This is a genomic window from Chryseobacterium sp., assembly GCF_041914225.1.
Classification (GTDB): domain Bacteria; phylum Bacteroidota; class Bacteroidia; order Flavobacteriales; family Weeksellaceae; genus Chryseobacterium.
The window spans coordinates 53852-72299 of the sequence record NZ_JAYSDT010000007.1 but is presented as its reverse complement, the minus strand read 5'-3'; the positions used below and the strand labels follow the sequence as shown (position 1 = coordinate 72299).

At 35.5% G+C, this 18448-nt stretch carries 16 protein-coding genes and 1 pseudogene; 8 read left to right on the top strand and 9 right to left on the bottom strand.

The window, feature by feature from the left end:
• Positions 1 to 96: 96 nt before the first annotated feature.
• The 9 genes from ACE3RB_RS05290 to ACE3RB_RS05250 all read right to left on the bottom strand — a co-directional run bounded on the left by ACE3RB_RS05290 (position 97) and on the right by ACE3RB_RS05250 (position 8610).
• A complete protein-coding gene (locus ACE3RB_RS05290; RefSeq protein ID WP_374463279.1) occupies positions 97 to 1863 on the bottom strand; it encodes a hypothetical protein in 1767 nt (588 codons plus the stop codon).
• A gap of 123 nt (positions 1864 to 1986) precedes the next feature.
• Entirely contained in the window at positions 1987 to 2451 is a 465-nt protein-coding gene (gene paaD, locus ACE3RB_RS05285; RefSeq protein WP_374463278.1) for a 1,2-phenylacetyl-CoA epoxidase subunit PaaD, read from the bottom strand.
• Positions 2448 to 3128 (bottom strand): hypothetical protein, encoded by a 681-nt coding sequence (locus ACE3RB_RS05280; protein WP_374463277.1) that lies wholly within the window; start codon positions 3126 to 3128, stop codon positions 2448 to 2450. Before ACE3RB_RS05280 ends, paaD begins: the two co-directional genes overlap by 4 nt.
• Positions 3129 to 3137: 9 nt before the next feature.
• Positions 3138 to 3887: a 1,2-phenylacetyl-CoA epoxidase subunit PaaC gene (gene paaC, locus ACE3RB_RS05275; protein WP_374463275.1), complete on the bottom strand. Its 750-nt coding sequence runs from the start codon at positions 3885 to 3887 to the stop codon at positions 3138 to 3140.
• A gap of 135 nt (positions 3888 to 4022) precedes the next feature.
• Positions 4023 to 4304 carry a 1,2-phenylacetyl-CoA epoxidase subunit PaaB gene (gene paaB, locus ACE3RB_RS05270; RefSeq protein WP_002981782.1) on the bottom strand — a complete coding sequence of 94 codons (282 nt, stop codon included), beginning with the start codon at positions 4302 to 4304 and terminating at the stop codon, positions 4023 to 4025.
• 103 nt (positions 4305 to 4407) lie between these two features.
• Positions 4408 to 5346: a 1,2-phenylacetyl-CoA epoxidase subunit PaaA gene (gene paaA / locus ACE3RB_RS05265; protein ID WP_332388167.1), complete on the bottom strand. Its 939-nt coding sequence runs from the start codon at positions 5344 to 5346 to the stop codon at positions 4408 to 4410.
• 113 nt (positions 5347 to 5459) lie between these two features.
• On the bottom strand, positions 5460 to 6545 hold the full coding sequence (locus ACE3RB_RS05260) for a 2Fe-2S iron-sulfur cluster-binding protein (RefSeq protein WP_374463273.1): 1086 nt from the start codon (positions 6543 to 6545) through the stop codon (positions 5460 to 5462).
• Positions 6545 to 7861: a phenylacetate--CoA ligase family protein gene (locus ACE3RB_RS05255; protein WP_374463271.1), complete on the bottom strand. Its 1317-nt coding sequence runs from the start codon at positions 7859 to 7861 to the stop codon at positions 6545 to 6547. Before ACE3RB_RS05255 ends, ACE3RB_RS05260 begins: the two co-directional genes overlap by 1 nt.
• A gap of 170 nt (positions 7862 to 8031) precedes the next feature.
• Positions 8032 to 8610: a TetR/AcrR family transcriptional regulator gene (locus ACE3RB_RS05250; protein WP_374463269.1), complete on the bottom strand. Its 579-nt coding sequence runs from the start codon at positions 8608 to 8610 to the stop codon at positions 8032 to 8034.
• A gap of 385 nt (positions 8611 to 8995) precedes the next feature.
• Here ACE3RB_RS05250 and clpB point away from each other — a divergent pair, with 385 nt between their 5' ends.
• From clpB to ACE3RB_RS05210, 8 genes and pseudogenes are all read left to right on the top strand, one after another.
• Positions 8996 to 11590, top strand: a complete 2595-nt coding sequence (gene clpB, locus ACE3RB_RS05245; protein ID WP_374463267.1) for an ATP-dependent chaperone ClpB — start codon at positions 8996 to 8998, stop codon at positions 11588 to 11590.
• Between the two features lie 336 nt (positions 11591 to 11926).
• Positions 11927 to 12895, top strand: a complete 969-nt coding sequence (locus tag ACE3RB_RS05240) for a zinc metalloprotease (RefSeq protein ID WP_374463266.1) — start codon at positions 11927 to 11929, stop codon at positions 12893 to 12895.
• Between the two features lie 250 nt (positions 12896 to 13145).
• Complete coding sequence (locus tag ACE3RB_RS05235) at positions 13146 to 13676, top strand: hypothetical protein (protein ID WP_374463265.1); 531 nt, start codon at positions 13146 to 13148, stop codon at positions 13674 to 13676.
• 28 nt (positions 13677 to 13704) lie between these two features.
• A complete protein-coding gene (locus ACE3RB_RS05230) occupies positions 13705 to 13965 on the top strand; it encodes a hypothetical protein (RefSeq protein ID WP_374463264.1) in 261 nt (86 codons plus the stop codon).
• Positions 13966 to 14380: 415 nt separating this feature from the next.
• Positions 14381 to 15097 carry a sensor histidine kinase gene (locus tag ACE3RB_RS05225; RefSeq protein ID WP_374463262.1) on the top strand — a complete coding sequence of 239 codons (717 nt, stop codon included), beginning with the start codon at positions 14381 to 14383 and terminating at the stop codon, positions 15095 to 15097.
• Positions 15098 to 15108: 11 nt separating this feature from the next.
• Positions 15109 to 15750: a response regulator gene (locus tag ACE3RB_RS05220; protein ID WP_374463259.1), complete on the top strand. Its 642-nt coding sequence runs from the start codon at positions 15109 to 15111 to the stop codon at positions 15748 to 15750.
• Between the two features lie 248 nt (positions 15751 to 15998).
• Positions 15999 to 17003, top strand: a pseudogene (locus tag ACE3RB_RS05215) (zinc metalloprotease).
• 337 nt (positions 17004 to 17340) lie between these two features.
• Positions 17341 to 18354 carry a zinc metalloprotease gene (locus tag ACE3RB_RS05210; protein ID WP_374463258.1) on the top strand — a complete coding sequence of 338 codons (1014 nt, stop codon included), beginning with the start codon at positions 17341 to 17343 and terminating at the stop codon, positions 18352 to 18354.
• Positions 18355 to 18448 lie beyond the last annotated feature (94 nt).

Genomic DNA, 18448 nt, shown 5'->3' with positions numbered 1-18448 from the left:
GTAACAATTTAGCAATGAAAGCCATGAATATTAAATGCTATACATTATTCATTGTTATTTGATTTTTCATTGGAATATTCATCTGTATTATAATTCTTATATCAATACATTGTTGTTAAAATTTTCGTGATAAATGGTTTGGCCGGGCACGTCTAAATCATTAATTGCGCCGATAGATGCATTATAAATTAAATTATCTTTAATAAAAACTTTTTTGGCTCTTATATAAAGTCCCCGTTCAACATTTTCAATCAAATTATTTGTTACTGTAACAATATTATTTAAAGAGTCCCCCGTATTAACAATAATACCATAACCATAATTATTGTTGGTAATAAAATTATCATTAATCCAGACTCTTCCCATAAAAGTATGAGTTCCATTAAGCCCATCTATCTGAACTCCAACTACCCCTTTAAAATCAGGATTTAAATTCCCACTAAAATTATTATTATTAATGTAAATTTTTGCAATTTTTCGAGGCTCAGACTCTACAGTATTAACAATCTTACGCCCTTGAATGTATATTCCTATAGCCGTAAGATTAAAAGCCTGATTATTATTTATTGAAACTACATCCATATCTCCATGAAGAGTTATACAGCTTTTTAAATTATAGAACTTATTACCTGAGATTTCAATATTTTCTGAATTACAATATGGCGATAATCCCTGAAGTATTATGCCATAACTGGTTGCTCCTGATGATTCCAGAATGTTATTGCTAATTGCTATGTTTCTGAATTCAGTTTGGCTGAATTCTGCTGCGCCTCTTGAAGAAGCATTGATCATTCCTCCATCATCTGAAATCAACTGATGAATTATATTACTATTAATAATCCCATTCTTTCTGGTCCTATCAAATCTAATAGCGCCCCAAGTTGTATTTCGGAATGTATTATTAGAAATAACAAAATTATTAACATTATCATAAAAGTCTATTGCATATAATCTATGATGTCCGGTATTGTCTCTTCCACAGTATTCAAAATAATTGTTATTAATTAATACCGATCCATAATATCCCAGATCAAAACCATAAATGCCACATGGTGATTTAGACGAATCATGATTTTCAGCATTTCTAAAAATATTATTTTCTACTATTACGTTAGCATTATGCGACTGAGAAATAACTAAATGCTCCATCACATAAATCTGCTCCTGAACACTGCTTTCAAATAAATTATTATTGACTATAATATGTCCTTGTTCACAATTATAGAAACGTATAGCACGATTGTATAAATCATAAAAATGACAATTTGTAATTTCTATATTATGAGAACCATTAACTTCATAAGTTCCTTTAATTAATATCCCTCCATTAAATTCTTTTGAAAGTGCATCATCAAAAGAACTGTAAGTCGGTAAGTTTCTTTTGTTCAAATCAAATTTGAACCCTTCTATAATAATATTGTTACAATCTGTAAAACTGAAATAAAAACTTTCAAACCTCTCCTTAGTACTTGATTTAATTATTGTATGCTGCTTATCTCCCAAAAGTTTGAAGCAGGAAAGATTTTGAAATGAAAGTTGTTTGTTTACAATATATTCTCTTGCAGCAAATCTCAATGTTGCTCCTAAATAAGCTGCCATCTTAACAGCAGCTAAAATGATATCCTCATCATTAGCATACCTTTCATTACATCTATACCATTCTATATTAATGGTATTTTCATGTAAAATAGCTTTATAATATTCTCCGTCTTTCTGAATAAGTACTACACCATCCTCTGGTAAATTAGTTCCAGGGATCTTCTGATAATAAACATCTTCTCCGGTATGAGGAAAAAATTTATTGAATCCATAATCTGCAGGATTACATGTTGATGGAAATTTTTGACTGTTACAATTTGTCATGATAAATGTTTTTGTATTGATTATTTTAATTAAGATCATTAAAAAATGATACTGTAACAAAACTAAATGCAGCTAACGACAAAACATGTCGTATCATTTTATCATTTTTAAAATCAATGACTTTTAATGACATTTAAAATAATCAAAAGGCTCCAGGCAGTCCAAGCATTGATAAGAGGCCTTACACAAAGTAGACCCGAATCTGCTGATCTGTTTGGTATGCTCAGAACCACAACGCGGACATTTTTTCGGTTTCCCGATGTGGTGTTCATCTGCTCCTTTTTCGGGAGGAGTGATTCCGTACGCGTGGAGTTTTTCTCTCGCTTCATCCGTTAACCAGTCTGTTGTCCAGATCGGAAACATCTTGGTCACTACTTTTGCTTCCCATCCGTTTTCTTTCATCATTTTGATAATATCCTCTTCAATGGTAAACATAGCGGGACAGGCAGAATAAGTAGGTGTAATGATCACTTCACAGGTATTTTCACCTGTAACCTGTGCATCTCTGACAATTCCTAATTCCACAATATCAATGACCGGAATTTCCGGATCTGGGATTGTTTTTAATAAATCTAAAAGCTCTTTCAAAATCGTTCTATAAAATATATTGTATTATCTCCCATAACAATACTGTCTTTATTTTTACCATTTAATAGCACAGTCTCGCCAAAATACCCCTTAACTATATCATCTTTCTTAAAGTCGTATTTAATGTTAATAAGATATTTACCTTCTTTCATTTTCATATTCTTATAGATAATAGAATCTTTTTTAATTTCTTTTGAGTTTCGTAAAATGAGATACCTAATTTTAGCTTCTTTATAAATCTCATCTTTTACTTTGGGAGAGAAAAAATTCATTACTAGTTCTTTTGCAGTTTTTTGCTTTACATAAAACTTACTTACAGAAGAATCAATTTTATTGTACTCTTTAAAAATTATTTGATTTTTAAATACATCCTTCTTATCAAAAATTAAATAATCAATCAAAATTTCCTTAGAATTTGTACTATTTTTCAAAGTCCAGATTCCTGTTCTGTTATTCATTTTAGTATCGAAGTCGCCCGTCAAAGTGAAATTATGCCATTGAGCCGTTATATGATCTATAGAATCATTAACTTTCAATCTAACCTGAGTCTTATAGTTTTTTAAATGAAACAATTCATTTAAATCTGAGATATTTTTAATTACTTTCGTTTTTCCTTGCTCCTTTGAACAAGCTATAATCATTAAACTAAATAATAAAAAAATTATAGATCTCGTCATAAGTTTATATTACCACGTACATCCAGGATACGCTCTCTGCATATACTGAAGCTCGCACAGAATATATCCAAAATATTCCGTGTGATATCCTGTTCTTGATTTTGGCTGCATGAAAGGATTTTCAGGATATTCCAAACCGAAATCTGCAAAATCTTTCTTTGTAATCGCAAGGAATTCTTCATAAAGAGCATCTGCATCCGGAGCAATATTCAAAGCTGCCAGATCTTCTTCTCCTTCTGTTTTCGCGAAAAGACCTTTTGTATATTCCCAGATATTTTCGATTGCTTTTACCAAACGGGACTTACTTTCTTCTGTTCCCTGAGCAAAGATTTTCATCCAGGAAGCGGCATGAGTATAATGATATCTTACTTCTTTTAATGACTTCTGAGCGATGGCAGCCAATTCTTCATTAGCAGAGTTTGATAATGCCTGGTACATCAGCTTCTGATATACTGCAAAAACATAAACTTTCAGAATTGTTTGAGCGTAATCTTCATTAGGAAGTTCTACCCAATGTGCATTCACATATTCATGCTCATATCTTAAAAATGCGATATCATCTTCACTTTTTCCGTTGTCAATCACTCTTGAAGCATAAACGTAAAAGTTATTCGCCTGTCCCAGTTCATCCAACGCGATATTCGTTAATGCAATATCTTCCTCTAAGTAAGGACCTTCACCACACCATGCAGACAGACGCTGCCCCATAATGAAACTGTCGTCTGCTAGTTTTAATAAATAATTATATAATGAGTTCATTATTTTTTAATTTGAAAATTTGAGAATTATTTAATTTGAAAATTGATGAATCGTCATAATTGAAAATTTGAGAATAATTAACTTGGTTAAGGTCATTTTCAAATTTTCAAATCAGTACATTTTCAAATTATTAATCTACATATTTTTTACGTCGTTAGGAATCTCGTAGAAAGTCGGGTGACGGTATAGTTTATCATCAGCCGGATCAAAGAAAGCTTCTTTATCCACACCTTCTGAAGTCACAATATATTTGCTTGGAACAACCCAAACAGAAGTTCCTTCTTTTCTTCTTGTATAAACATCTCTTGCGTTCTGCAAAGCCATTTCTGCTGTTGGCGCCTGTACAATTCCAACGTGTTTGTGAGATAATCCCGGTTTAGTCTGAATAAACACTTCCCACATATCTAAATTTGCCATATTTAATTTTGAGAATTTGAAAATTTGAGAATTAGATAATTTGAAAATCAATCTGCAGTACTTGCATTTTCAAATTAGCACATTTTCAAATTAATGCATTACATTATATTACTTCTTTTTGTTGTTTTTCTGCAAAAGCTACTGCTGCTTCTTTTACCCAGGCATTTTCTCTCTGAGCTTTTCTCTTTGTTTCGATACGTTTCTTGTTACAAGGTCCGTTTCCTTTCAGAATTTCCATGAACTCATCCCAAGGAAGTTCTCCGAAATCGTAATGCTGTCTTTCCTCATTCCATTTCAGATCTTTATCCGGAATGGTTAATCCTAAAAATTCAGCCTGAGGAACGGTAACGTCGATAAATCTCTGACGAAGGCTGTCATTACTTTCTCTTTTCACTCTGTAATTCATAGAAATTTTAGAGTTTGGCGAGCTGTCATCATTAGGTCCGAACATCATTAAAGCCGGCCACCAAAAACGGTTCAATGAAGCCTGAGCCATTTCTTTCTGCTGTTTGGTACCACGGCAAAGTGCCATCAGGATCTCATAGCCCTGTCTTTGGTGGAAAGATTCTTCTTTACAGATTTTCACCATTGCTCTTGAATAGGGGCCATAAGAATTCCCCATCAGCATTACCTGGTTCATAATGGCAGCTCCGTCTACCAGCCATCCGATTGCTCCGATATCTGCCCAGCTTAAGGTAGGATAGTTGAAAATACTTGAGTATTTTGCTTTTCCTTGCAGCATATCATCGTAAGTAGCATCTCTGTCTGCCCTGATGCTTCCGTCTCCTAAAGTTTCGGTAGCAGAGTAAAGGTATAAACCATGACCTGCCTCATCCTGAACTTTCGCCAAAAGAGCCATTTTTCTTCTCAATGAAGGGGCTCTGGAGATCCAGTTGGCTTCCGGCAGCATTCCCACAATTTCAGAATGCGCGTGCTGTGAAATCTGACGAACCAATAATTTCCTGTAATCATCAGGCATTACATCTTTTGGCTCTACTTTATTTTCTTCGTGAACGTATTGAACAAATTTTTCTAAGTCCATAATTTTTTAATTTGAAAATTTGAGAATTAGTTAATTTGAAAATTATTTTGAGAAACTGAGAATAAGTTATTACTCATTTTCAAATTTCCAAATTAGCACATTTTCAAATTGAATTAAACATCATAATTAAGCATCACCACATTCGTTGTCGGGTGACATTGGCAGGTAAGAACATAGCCTCGGGCTACTTCTTCTTCGGTAAGTGCGTAGTTTTTCTCCATGAAAACTTCTCCTTCCAGAACTTCCGCTTTACACGTACAGCAAACTCCTCCTTTACATGCAAAAGGCACAGGAAGATTGTCTTTCAATGCTTTATCTAAGATACTCTCTTTTTTGGAATTAAGGTGGAACGAATATTCATCATCATCAATGATTACCGTTACCATACTTTCAATATTGGCAATAGCCTTGAATTCATCACTCATTTCCTCCGTATTTTCCTCATCAGGAGGAGTAAAATATTCAAACAATACCTGAATAGCCGGAACTTTTTTATCTTTTTTCAGATAATCTGCAATTCCTTTGATCATTTCTGAAGGTCCACAGATGAAATAAGTTGCTTCTCTTACATCAATATCTGCGTATCTTTCAAATAACTGCTCCAGTTTTTCAGCAGAAATTCTTCCTTCAAAAACAGGATCTTCGTGCTTTTCGCGGCTTACCAGATAAACCACTTTAAGCCTTCCGTTGAACTGCTCTACCAGCTTATCAATTTCAGCTTTTCTTAAAACATGATTCATACTTCTGTTGCTGTAGAACAGATACGCATTACTCTTAGGTTCCTGATAAAGACTTTCTTTAATATTGGATAAAACAGGAGTAATTCCGCTTCCTGCAGCCAATCCAACATAGGTTTTCACATTTGTCGGGTGATAAGATGTATTGAAACCACCCATCGGAGGCATTACTTCCAATACTTCATCCATATGAAGATGCTCATTGAAATAGCCTGATACTTTTCCGCCTTCAAGCAATTTCACCAATACCTCCAGTGTATTGCTTTTTTCACTGGGAGCATTACAGATAGAGTAAGAACGTCTTTCCTCATTCCCGTTGATCATCATCCGGAAATTCAGATACTGTCCCTGTTTGAACCTGAACTTATCTTTCAGCTCTTCAGGAATTTCCACCGCTACATTTACTGCATCGGGAGTGTCTTTCTGAACCTTAACTGTTTTAAGTTTATAAAATGAATTCATTATTTTTTAAGTATTCTATTAATTTTTCCACCTTCGCACTTTGGCAGGCTGTCCTGGGCATGAACTTTTACTTTTGTAGTGATGCCTACCCGTTTTTTTATTTCGTTTTCTATGTTTTTTCCAAAGTTCCCGACAAAATTAAAATAATCATCGGTATTGGCTTCTATTTTCTGAGATTTCACCAGGTCATCATCTATTTCAACATCAATATCCAAAGCGATGCACATGTGCTCTTTCTCAACAGGCGTCAGGTAATAGTTAGGAACCACTCCTTTTACATAGGAGAAAGCATCTTCAATCTGACTTGGATAAACATTTACTCCTCTTATAATCAGCATATCGTCTGCCCTTCCGACAATGGGTTTCATTTTCACCATTGTCCTTTTGGCATTTTCGTCATAGTAAAGACTTGTAATATCATTCGTCCAGTAACGTAAAAGCGGCATTGCCTTTTTCGTTAATGTTGTAATCACCAACACTCCTTCTTCCCCGAAAGGAACCGGCTGCTTCGTGACCGGGTCTAAAATTTCAGGATAAAAATGATCTTCCCAGATATAAGCTCCTCCTTTTTCCTCAAAATCCTCCATGGAAACTCCCGGCCCGATAATTTCGCTCAATCCGTAGATATTGGTAGCATGAACTCCTAATCTTTCTTCAATGTGCCCTCTGATAATTTCAGTCCATGGCTCTGAACCTAAAACCGCATATTGAAGGCTGATTTCATCTGCTGATATTCCTCTTTTTGCAAATTCATCCGCAATCGTTAAAGCATATGATGGCGAGCAGCAGATTACTTCCGGCTTAAAATCCACAATCAGATCCACCTGTCTTGCCGTCATTCCCCCGGAAATAGGAAGAACGCTCATTCCCAGCATTTCTGCGCCATAATGAAGCCCTAATCCACCGGTAAAAATCCCGTAACCGTAAGCATTATGTAACTGCATTCCCGGTTTAGCCCCAGCAGCATCCAATGATCTTGCCACTACTTCACTGAAAAGGTCTACATCTTCCTTTGTATATCCTACCACAGTCGGTTTCCCTGTAGTTCCGCTTGAGCAGTGAATACGCTGAAGCTCGCTTTTAGGAACGGTAAATAATCCGAACGGATAGTTATCTCTTAAATCCTGTTTGTAAGTAATGGGAAGTTTCGTGATATCCTCAATCGACCTTATATCCTGTGGAGATATTTGCAGTTCATCAAATTTCTTTTTATAAAATTCCGACTTCTCCTCCAAATAGCTGATCAGACTGATCAACCGGCCGGATTGAAGCTGTCTCAACTGATCCAGCTCCAGATATTCAACTGAAAAATCCATAAAACTAACTAACATTTGTTAGGTGTAAATTTAAAAAGATTTTGGAAGCTGGCAAAATTATTATGACTTTTGTCATATTTTGAACGATTCTAAATAACAGAATAAAAGTTCAATGCTTTTCTTGTAAAAGTATAATGTAAAATGTATTAATGGTTCTTCTTGCCAAAGGCCTATGAATGTTGGTTTCCTAACAAACCGAAAAGGATTTTCTCTCTGATTTCTTCGGTAATCTCATCAGTGGAATCACTGCTTCTTTTGAACCAGAAATAGGAATTATTTAAGGTGTGAAGAATAAATCTCGTCGTAAACGAAGGTGATTTCAGTTCCCAGTTTTCAGCTTTATAGATCTCGGAAATCAGTTCCTCCACTTCCTGCTGATAGTTTTTTCTCAATTCAACAAATTCGGGAAGCCTTTCTTCAAGGTGTTTCCACTCATTGGAATAGATATGGGTAACGTCGCGGTTTTTAAGAACAACGGAAAGGTGCTTATCCAATAATAGATTCAGTTTTTCCTTCGGAGAAATATCCGTATTTTTTACCTTTTGAAGCTCATCGAAAAACTCCTGGGCAATACCGAAACAAATCCATTCCAAAATTTCTTCCTTTGAACGGATATGTGCATACAGTGATGCCGCTTTGATATTGAGTTTAGTAGCCAGATCTCTTACCGAGCTTCCCATATAACCTTTCTCTTTGAAAAGCTCTACTGCTACATCTAGTATTTTTCTCTGTTTTTCTTTTAGTTCCATCTGGTAAAATGCAAAAATAATTATTCTGAATTAAACTGCTCGTTTTTTGATCATAAAAGATAATCAGCCGGACCAATCCAACCCGTATTTTATCCTCTGTTTGTTAGCTGTAATAATCATGATATGACTATTTGTTCATAGATTTTAAATAAATAATTATGGAATCGGAAATTTTGTCAAGTTAAATTTCCGTTAAAAATGCAAAATCCGGAAATTTTGTCTGTACTTTTTGTAAATTTAATAATTGAACAGTTTTTGCGATACAGTCATCGATTAAATGATTAAATAATTGATTGGCATTAAGAAACTGAGCCTCAGAATTTGGTTTCTTGATGTTTTTTAAAAACTAAACTTTGAACGAATCATTACCAAAAATATATAAAATATGAACTTAAACCAATATACTGTAAAATCACAGGAAGCCATCCAGGCAGCACAACAGGTTGCGATGGAATATGGCAACCAAAGCATTGAACCCCAACATCTCCTTGAAGGAATTTTTCAGGTAGATGAAAATATTTCGCCTTTCTTATTAAAAAAGTCTGAAGCAGATGCAGCATTAGTAAGAGAACGCAACCGTGAAAATTTAGAAAAGCTTCCTAAAGTGCAGGGAGGAAATATTTATCTTTCACAATCAGCCAACAAAGTATTGCTGGATGCGCCCAATATTGCCAAGAAAATGGGTGATGAATATGTAACGATTGAGCATTTATGGCTGGCGCTTTTGGAAACCACTTCTGAAGTATCCAAAATGCTGAAAGATATGGGTGTAACCAAAAACCTGTTGGAAGGTGCTATCAAAGAATTAAGAAAAGGAAGCAAAGCGACCTCTGCAAGTTCAGAAGAAACGTATCAATCCTTAAACAAATATGCTAAAAACTTTAATGAATTAGCAGCAGAAGGTAAACTGGATCCTGTAATCGGGCGTGATGAAGAAATCAGAAGGGTTTTACAGATCCTTTCCAGAAGAACCAAAAACAACCCGATACTTATCGGGGAACCGGGTGTAGGTAAAACAGCGATTGCTGAGGGAATTGCCCACAGAATTATCAGCGGTGACGTTCCTGAAAACCTGATGGATAAAACATTATATTCATTGGATATGGGAGCTTTAATCGCCGGAGCAAAATACAAAGGTGAATTTGAAGAGCGACTGAAATCAGTTGTCAATGAGGTCATCAAGTCGGATGGTCAGATTATTCTTTTCATTGACGAGATCCACACATTGGTTGGTGCCGGAGGCGGTGAAGGAGCCATGGATGCAGCCAACATCTTAAAACCTGCTCTGGCAAGAGGAGAATTAAGAGCAATTGGTGCTACTACCCTGAATGAATACCAAAAGTATTTTGAAAAGGACAAAGCGTTAGAAAGACGTTTCCAGAAAGTGATGGTGGAAGAACCTGATACTGAATCTGCAATTTCTATCCTTCGTGGTATTAAAGATAAATACGAGGCTCACCACAAAGTAAGAATCAAAGATGAGGCAATTATTGCCGCTGTGGAAATGTCTCAAAGATATATCTCAGACCGTTTTTTACCAGATAAAGCCATCGACCTTATTGATGAAGCTTCTGCAAAACTGAGAATGGAGATCAATTCCAAACCGGAAGAGCTGGACGTGCTGGACAGAAAACTGATGCAGATGGAAATTGAGCTGGCTGCTATTTCAAGAGAAGGCAACCAAACCAAGATTGATCACCTTAAAGAAGATATTGCAAAAATATCCGAACAGAGAAATGAGATCAATGCCAAATGGCTGAAAGAAAAACAGAAAAGCGAAGATCTTACCCAGATCAAAAAAGATATTGAGTCTCTGAAATTGGAAGCAGAAAGAGCTTCCAGAGCCGGAGATTATGCCAAAGTAGCGGAGATTCAGTACGGAAAACTCCGTGAAAAGGAAGAAGAGCTCAGCAAAGTGGAGCTTGAAATGCAGAATCATCAAAATGAACTGATCAAAGAAGAGGTTACCGCAGAAAATATTTCTGAAGTCATTGCTAAATGGACAGGTATTCTTGTAACCAAGTTACTTCAGTCTGAAAGGGATAAATTATTAAATCTGGAAACTGAACTGCACCACAGAGTTGTTGGACAGGATGAAGCGATTCAGGCAGTTGCAGATGCGATCAGAAGAAACAGAGCCGGATTAAGTGATGATAAAAAACCGATCGGTTCTTTCTTATTCCTTGGGACAACCGGAGTGGGTAAAACCGAGCTTGCAAAAGCACTGGCAGAATTTCTATTCGACGATGAAAACAACATGACCAGAATTGATATGAGTGAATATCAGGAACGTCACAGTGTTTCAAGATTGGTAGGAGCGCCTCCGGGATATGTAGGATATGATGAAGGCGGGCAATTGACTGAAGCGGTAAGAAGAAGACCTTACTCCGTGGTACTGCTGGATGAGATTGAAAAAGCACACCCGGATGTTTTCAACACTTTGCTTCAGGTTCTTGATGACGGGCGTCTGACTGACAATAAAGGGCGTGTGGTTAATTTCAAAAATTCAATCATTATTATGACCTCGAATTTAGGTTCACACCTGATTCAGGAGAATTTTGAAAACCTTACAGAGGAAAACCAGGATGAAATTGTGGATAAAACCAAAGAAGAAGTTTTTGACCTTTTAAAACAAACCCTTCGTCCGGAATTCCTGAACAGAATTGATGAAATTGTACTGTTCCAGCCTTTAAGAAAAAAAGAAATCGGAAAAATCGTTCAGTATCAGTTGAGAGGATTTAATGAAATGCTGTCTAAAAGAAACATCATTATGACTTTCACTCAGGATGCAGTGGATTATCTGATGGACAAAGGCTACGATCCTGCTTTCGGGGCAAGGCCATTGAAAAGAGTGATCCAGCAGGAAGTATTGAATAAATTATCAAAAGAGATTCTTGCAGGAAATGTGAATGATGGAGATAGAATCACTTTAGATTATTTTGAGGAAACAGGTCTGGTTTTCAGACCTACTGAACAATAAAATAGTTTTTTTTCATATACATTATTTTTGTGAATAAGTGCTGTAGATTACTCTGCGGCACTTATTTTTATATATTAATCTTTTCAACAAATAATAATTTTCATACAATTTAAAATTTTTAGAAAAAATATTTTTAAAAAAACCAAAATATATTATATTTATTAAGAAACAACAATAATAATGAAAATAATTAGTAAAAATCATTTCAAAAATACATTTAACATAAAATAATACATGATTAATTAAATATATCGTATTAAAATTTCCCATATATTCGTTTTATTAAAAAAGCGAAATTTTATAAAAAAAACAATTTTAGGAGTTTTAATCACACTCTTGGTTTCATGTAACAACAATGAGACAGAAAATGTCACTCCAGAAAGCACAAATGTTGAAGAAACTAATATTACAGCTGGCAAAGAAGCTTTTTGTGGCTCTGATATTCTCAGAAGAAAACATCTGGCCGAAGATCCGGCAGCCATGCAGCGAATGCTTCAGATAGAAAAACAAACAGTCAACTTTATTGAGCAGAAAAAAATGGGTAAAATCTTACCTGACGGAAGTATAGAAATACCTGTAATCTTTAATGTCCTTTATACGAAAGCATCTAATAATGTCTCAGACGCCAGAATAAATTCTCAAATTGATGTACTTAATAAAGCCTTTGCATCCACTCATGCTGATATTTCCAAGATTCCTGCAGAATTTCAGCCTTTAAATGCGGGTGATACAAAAATTAAATTCAGATTGGCAGGCATTAACAGAAAATCCACAAAGACGTCCAGATGGGCACCGGATGACAAAATGAAAAAAGCATCTACCGGAGGTATGGATTCTACAGATCCTAACCAATATTTAAATATCTGGGTGGTAGATTATATGCCTTATCAATCCGGATATGTTTTAGGATACGCTACTTTTCCGGAAGACGCCGGGCTTTGGAACGACGGTGTTGTTATGATGGACGATTATGTAGGGGAAGGAGGTCCTGATGCTACTCATAACCAGGGAAGAGTTACCGTACATGAAGTAGGACATTATTTGAACCTCAGACACATTTGGGGAGATGCAAACTGTGGAGATGATTTGGTAGATGATACTCCTCAACAGATTACAAAACACTCTGGTGTGCCAACTTATCCAAGATACGAAACCTGTGGTGGAGTTTCACGTTCTGTAATGTTTATGATCTACATGGACTATTCAGATGAAACAACGTTATTCATGTTTACACAACAACAAAACAACAGAATGCAAGCTACCGTTTCAGCATCCGGACCACGTGCAGGATTAAGAGTTTTATAAAAATAACTGAACGAAAATAAAAAGACTGCTTCCTTAAGCAGTCTTTTTTATGCCTTCCCCACTCTATTCCTTTCTGACAAAGATCACATGAATAATATTTTCTATTTTCTATTCTATCGTTTACAAAATAAACAATCCGTAAAAACACGGTAAAAATAACAGTGTAAATCCCTATTCATGAGTGTATTTTCTACCATATTTTTTCCGAGATTTGCATATTAATTAAGTTATATCTGCAAAACACTAAGCTATGAATACAGAATCCAACAATCCACTGCAACCTGGAACAATGTCAAACAGTCTTATCCAGGCTCTGATCAACAATTACCGTCAAAATCACCTGAATGCTATTAATAGTGCTTTAGGAATAGAAGATGCACATTCCATCTGGTTTGACCTTCCGAAATTGAAAAATTTCATTGCCAATATTGAAGCAGAGGCAGCCAAAGCCAATCCAGCTGCATCTACAGAAGATTTAGGGGTCAGATTTTATTATTCTGCTTACCCGAAGGAAGAAAACTGGTCTATCATGGAGTCTCACCCAGTTCCGATTGAATATGCAGGAAGACATACTATAGTAATGGTCCCAACATTAAAAAAAGCCAATGAAACAGGAGAACTTATTGATTATGATTTCAACCCTTTCCAAAGCGCTGAAGGAAAACCTCTGGCTTTAGCCAACAAATCCGCTAAAGGCATGGGAGAAGATGATGATACAAGCCTTGGTGAAAATAATGGTATTCTTGTTCCGCCAAAAGCTCCTCTAGGTCAGTCTTTTTAATTGTAAAATATATTATACTTAACACTGTATGACAGAATTCCAGGAATTTGCACAAAAAAGTCTGCTTTGGGCTGAAGGACTTGCTGCGGTTATAGCACTTTTCTACTATAACCGTTTAAAAGAACAATATTGGAAACTTTTTGTGTTTTATCTGGTATTTATTTTTCTTGGGGAAGCTTATGGCAAATGGGGGAGTTTTGTTAATTTTACGAAAGCTCAGTACTATAACCACCTTTTAATGCCAATCCAATTCATATTTTTTACTGGTTATATGCTGCAAAATCTTTAGGAAAGCCCAATTTTTTTTGGATAATATCCATTTTATATCTGCTTTCCTTTATTCCCAACGAATTATATTTTTCCAAAAGTAAAATTGTATTTGCTTTCAATTATACATTTGGCTGTCTTATTCTGATGCTCTTGGTAATATTGGAGTATTATAAACAGATTACTTCGCAGGAAATCCTCAATTTCAATAAAAACAAAATGTTTTATATTAATCTTGGGATTACACTATCATATATAGGAACATTACCTTTCATGGCATTTTTATCACTTCTGGTAAAATACAAGGAAATTTGGGATATGTATTTTAGTTATTTTCTGATTTCAGTTTCAGTGATGTATATTTTATTTGCAAGTTCATTTATATGGGGAAAACAGAGCTCTTAATCGTTATTATTCTATTTAACATACTTTTTGTAATGTTTGTAACAGCAGTATTAGTCTATATACGAAGTTACAGACAGCGCAAAAAAGAATACCTGAATGAGATCGAGATGAAAAATGAAATTCATCAGCGAGAGCTTCTGGCCACTCAACTCGAAATACAGCAGGCCACCATGCAGCAGATCGGAAGAGAATTGCATGATAACATTGGCCAGAAACTTACCCTGGTAAGTCTCTATGTTCAGCAGATGCTTTATGAAAACAAAGTTCCGGAGGCAAGTGAAAGAATTGATCAGGTTTCACAAATCATCAATCAATCTTTACAGGACCTGAGGAGCTTGTCAAAAACATTAACGGATGACAATATCAACCAGAAGGAAATTGTAACTTTGATCCAGGAGGAAGTAGACAATACCAACTCCTTTAAAAAGTGTAAAGTCAGTTTTGAGCATAATTTTAAACAGCTGGATTTGGGTTTTGTACATAAAAATATGCTGCTAAGAATTACGCAGGAATTCATTCAGAACAGTATAAAACATTCCCGTTGTAAAAATATCTTTATCACTCTGAATACGTCTGAAGACATCCTTTGGGAACTTGACATCCGTGATGACGGAATCGGGTTTGATACTTCACAGATCAAATCCAACGGAATAGGTCTTACCAATATGAAAAACAGAGCTGAAATCATAGGAGCCAGCTTTCGTATGGAAAGTAAGGAAAATGAGGGAACCCAACTTAATATTATCTAAAAAAAACAGTCATGAAAAAAAGCATTGTAATCGTTGACGACCATATACTTATTGCAAAAGCCCTGGAAGGCATTATCGGTAATTTCAATGAATTTGAGGTCATCTATGTCTGTGAGAATGGCAAAGACCTCATTCAAAAATTTGAAGAAGGGAATGCTATTCCGGATATTATTCTTCTGGATATCAGCATGCCGATCATGGATGGCTTTGAGACGGCAGTATGGCTTACAAAAAATCACCCTAACATTAAAATCATGGCTCTGAGCATGCAGGGAGATGACAACAGTGTGATTAAGATGATCAAAAGCGGAGCAAAAGGCTATCTTTTAAAAAACACCCATCCAAGAGATCTGGAAACCGCTCTTACCCGGCTGAATACTGACGGCTTCTTTTATCCGGACTGGGCTTCCAAAATTATATTTACCAATCTTAACAAAGAAACAGAATCTGAAATCGCGGTAAAAATCTCCGACAGGGAAAAAGAATTCCTAAAATACACTGTGACCGAACTCAGCTATAAGGAAATTGCAGACAAAATGTGCTGCAGCCCAAGAACAGTGGAGAGCTACCGTGACCAGCTATGTGAAAAACTGGATCTGAAAACCCGTGTAGGACTGGCAGTTTTTGCTATTAAAAACGGTTTTGCAAATTAAGATTCACTGTGAAAATTTTATTCAATAAATTAAATTTAAACGAAAATAATTCACATAAAATCATCAAAAAAAACAAAAACACATAAACATAATCTAAAATTAATTAAAATTAAAACATATTGAAAAACATTGAAATTAATTTAATGAAAAGATATAAATTTTAATAATGTATTAAAGATTTTAAGAAAATACTTGCATATCAATTTCAAATAATATAATTTCACACCCTCAACCTAAATGATTTTGATATGAAAAAACTATTATTTGGAGCTTTCATGCTCACTGTAATGGCTGCATGTAACAATGACAGCATCAACAATCAAAACGAAAATCCAACTGACGAACCGGTAACTTCTGCAGGATTAGTTCAAAGAGGCTGTGCTTCTGAGGAAATCAGACAGGAGGCATTGAAAAAAAGTCCTGAACTTCAGCAAAGATTTGCGGCATTGGAAACCAACACAGAAAAATTTGCCAACGATCTTAAAGTGGGAAAAGTTCTTGCTGATGGCACTGTAGAAATTCCCGTGGTAGTTAATGTTATTTACAAAACTACAGCTGAAAATGTTTCTGATGCAAGAATTGCTGAACAGATTGCCGTATTGAATGCTGATTATTCTGGCACCAACAGTGATGTTAACAAAATTCCAACTGAATTCCAATCGGTAAGTTCCGGTGATACAAAAGTAAAATTCAGGCTGGTAAATACGGTTAGAAAATCCACAACAAAAACAAGCTGAGCAACTAATGATGATATGAAAAAAGCATCTAAAGGAGGAATTGATGCAACTAATCCAACTAACTATTTAAATTTATGGGTTGTGGGTAAAATGACCAGCCAGGGACGCACAATTCTTGGATACGCAACTTTCCCTGAATCTGCAGGTTTATGGAATGACGGTGTTGTAATTGCTGCTCCGTATTTCGGTAAAACAGGAGCTTCTTCACCTTTCAACCTGGGAAGAACAGCAACACATGAAGTAGGCCACTACTTAAACTTAAGACATATCTGGGGGGATGCCAATTGCGGAAATGACCTGGTAAGCGATACTCCTACACAAACTACTGCTAATTACGGAAAACCTTCCTACCCGTTATACAACACCTGCAGTGGTGTATAAAGATCTGTAATGTTCATGAACTATATGGACTATGTAGATGATGCAGCTATGTTTATGTTCTCTGCAGGACAGAAAACAAGAATGCAGTCTGTAGTAGCTTCTTCTGGTGCAAGATCCGGATTAAGAGTGTATTAAAAGATATTTTTAAATATAAATCTAAAAATCTATCCTAATCATTAGGGTAGATTTTTTTATGCTCGTATTGTGTCATCAGCTGCTTAAATAAGTATAAAAAATATTCTATATTTCTCAATAAAGACATAAAATTATTTATATTAAAATGCACTTGAGTGTGAAATATAAAGCAATTGTAATAATTTAACTAAAATTCAAACAAAATACATTTAAATTGCAATATAATCAAAGAAACAAATTTTTACATGCAAACTATTTAAATATTTTACAAAATAATTTGCATATCAATTTCAAATACTATAATTTCACGCCCTCAACCAAATTATATTATAACGATATGAAAAAATTCTTAATCGGAGCCCTGGCCCTGGGCTTTATGTCAGCATGTAACACTGACAACCTAGCCAATCAAAACGAAACACTTCCGGATCAGGAGACTTCTGCTCCCAGCGCTCTTAAAAGAAGCTGTCCATCAGAAGAAATCAGACAGGCAATGCTCCTGAAAAACCCTGCACTTAAACAAAAAATAGCCGATATTGAATTCGGGACTGAAAAATTTGCTGAAAATCTTAAACTGGGAAAAGTTCTTGCAGATGGAACAGTTGAAATTCCGGTAGTTTTTAATGTAATTTATAACACTTCCACTCAAAATATCTCTGATGCAAGAATTGCAGAACAGATTGCAGTACTTAATGCTGATTATGGCGGCACCAATTCTGATATCACTAAAATCCCGTCTGCATTTCAACCTGTAGCAGCAGGTGATGTAAAGATTCGTTTCAAACTGGTAGCTACTAACCGCAAGCAAAGTACAAAAACAGGATGGAGATCTGATCTTGAAGAAATGAAAAAAGCCAGTACTGGCGGTATTGATGCTACTGACGTGACTAAAAATATGAACATCTGGGTTGTGAACTCAATTCTTGATGAGAATGGCCAGCCCGGAACTTTAGGCTACGCCTATTACCCGGAACATGCAGGACAATGGTATGACGGTCTTGTTATAGGTTATCAGTATATAGGGAAAACCGGTGCTTCAGCTCCTTTCAATTTAGGAAGAACTGTAACGCATGAGGTTGGACATTATTTAAATCTGCCACATCTTTGGGGATCATCTGATGCCGGATGTCAGACAGATTATTCTAATGACACTCCTACATCTCCCGGTCCTAACTACGGAAATCCTACTTATCCTCTCAACAGAATCTGTGGTGGTGTAAGCCGTTCTCAGATGTTTATGAATTATATGGATTATGTGGATGATAAATCTATGTTTATGTTCTCTGCCAATCAAAAAACAAGAATGCAGGCAGTAGTATCAGCATCCGGACCAAGAGCCGGACTAAGATAATCCGCAGCTGAATATTATAAAAATATTAAAATAGTCTATCTCAATTTTTGTGATAGATTTTTTTAATATTTTTACCCGATTTTAATTCAGCACC

Excerpts from the sequence above, each read along its gene's own strand:
- paaB (WP_002981782.1), bottom strand. The coding sequence starts at position 4,304 with ATGGCAAATTTAGATATGTGGGAAGTGTTTATTCAGACTAAACCGGGA.
- ACE3RB_RS05235 (WP_374463265.1), top strand. The coding sequence starts at position 13,146 with ATGAATACAGAATCCAACAATCCACTGCAACCTGGAACAATGTCAAAC.
- ACE3RB_RS05290 (WP_374463279.1), bottom strand. The coding sequence starts at position 1,863 with ATGACAAATTGTAACAGTCAAAAATTTCCATCAACATGTAATCCTGCA.
- ACE3RB_RS05280 (WP_374463277.1), bottom strand. The coding sequence starts at position 3,128 with ATGACGAGATCTATAATTTTTTTATTATTTAGTTTAATGATTATAGCT.
- ACE3RB_RS05220 (WP_374463259.1), top strand. The coding sequence starts at position 15,109 with ATGAAAAAAAGCATTGTAATCGTTGACGACCATATACTTATTGCAAAA.
- ACE3RB_RS05260 (WP_374463273.1), bottom strand. The coding sequence starts at position 6,545 with ATGAATTCATTTTATAAACTTAAAACAGTTAAGGTTCAGAAAGACACT.
- ACE3RB_RS05250 (WP_374463269.1), bottom strand. The coding sequence starts at position 8,610 with ATGGAACTAAAAGAAAAACAGAGAAAAATACTAGATGTAGCAGTAGAG.
- clpB (WP_374463267.1), top strand. The coding sequence starts at position 8,996 with ATGAACTTAAACCAATATACTGTAAAATCACAGGAAGCCATCCAGGCA.
- paaA (WP_332388167.1), bottom strand. The coding sequence starts at position 5,346 with ATGGACTTAGAAAAATTTGTTCAATACGTTCACGAAGAAAATAAAGTA.
- ACE3RB_RS05225 (WP_374463262.1), top strand. The coding sequence starts at position 14,381 with ATGTTTGTAACAGCAGTATTAGTCTATATACGAAGTTACAGACAGCGC.
- ACE3RB_RS05255 (WP_374463271.1), bottom strand. The coding sequence starts at position 7,861 with ATGGATTTTTCAGTTGAATATCTGGAGCTGGATCAGTTGAGACAGCTT.
- ACE3RB_RS05230 (WP_374463264.1), top strand. The coding sequence starts at position 13,705 with ATGACAGAATTCCAGGAATTTGCACAAAAAAGTCTGCTTTGGGCTGAA.
- paaC (WP_374463275.1), bottom strand. The coding sequence starts at position 3,887 with ATGAACTCATTATATAATTATTTATTAAAACTAGCAGACGACAGTTTC.
- ACE3RB_RS05210 (WP_374463258.1), top strand. The coding sequence starts at position 17,341 with ATGAAAAAATTCTTAATCGGAGCCCTGGCCCTGGGCTTTATGTCAGCA.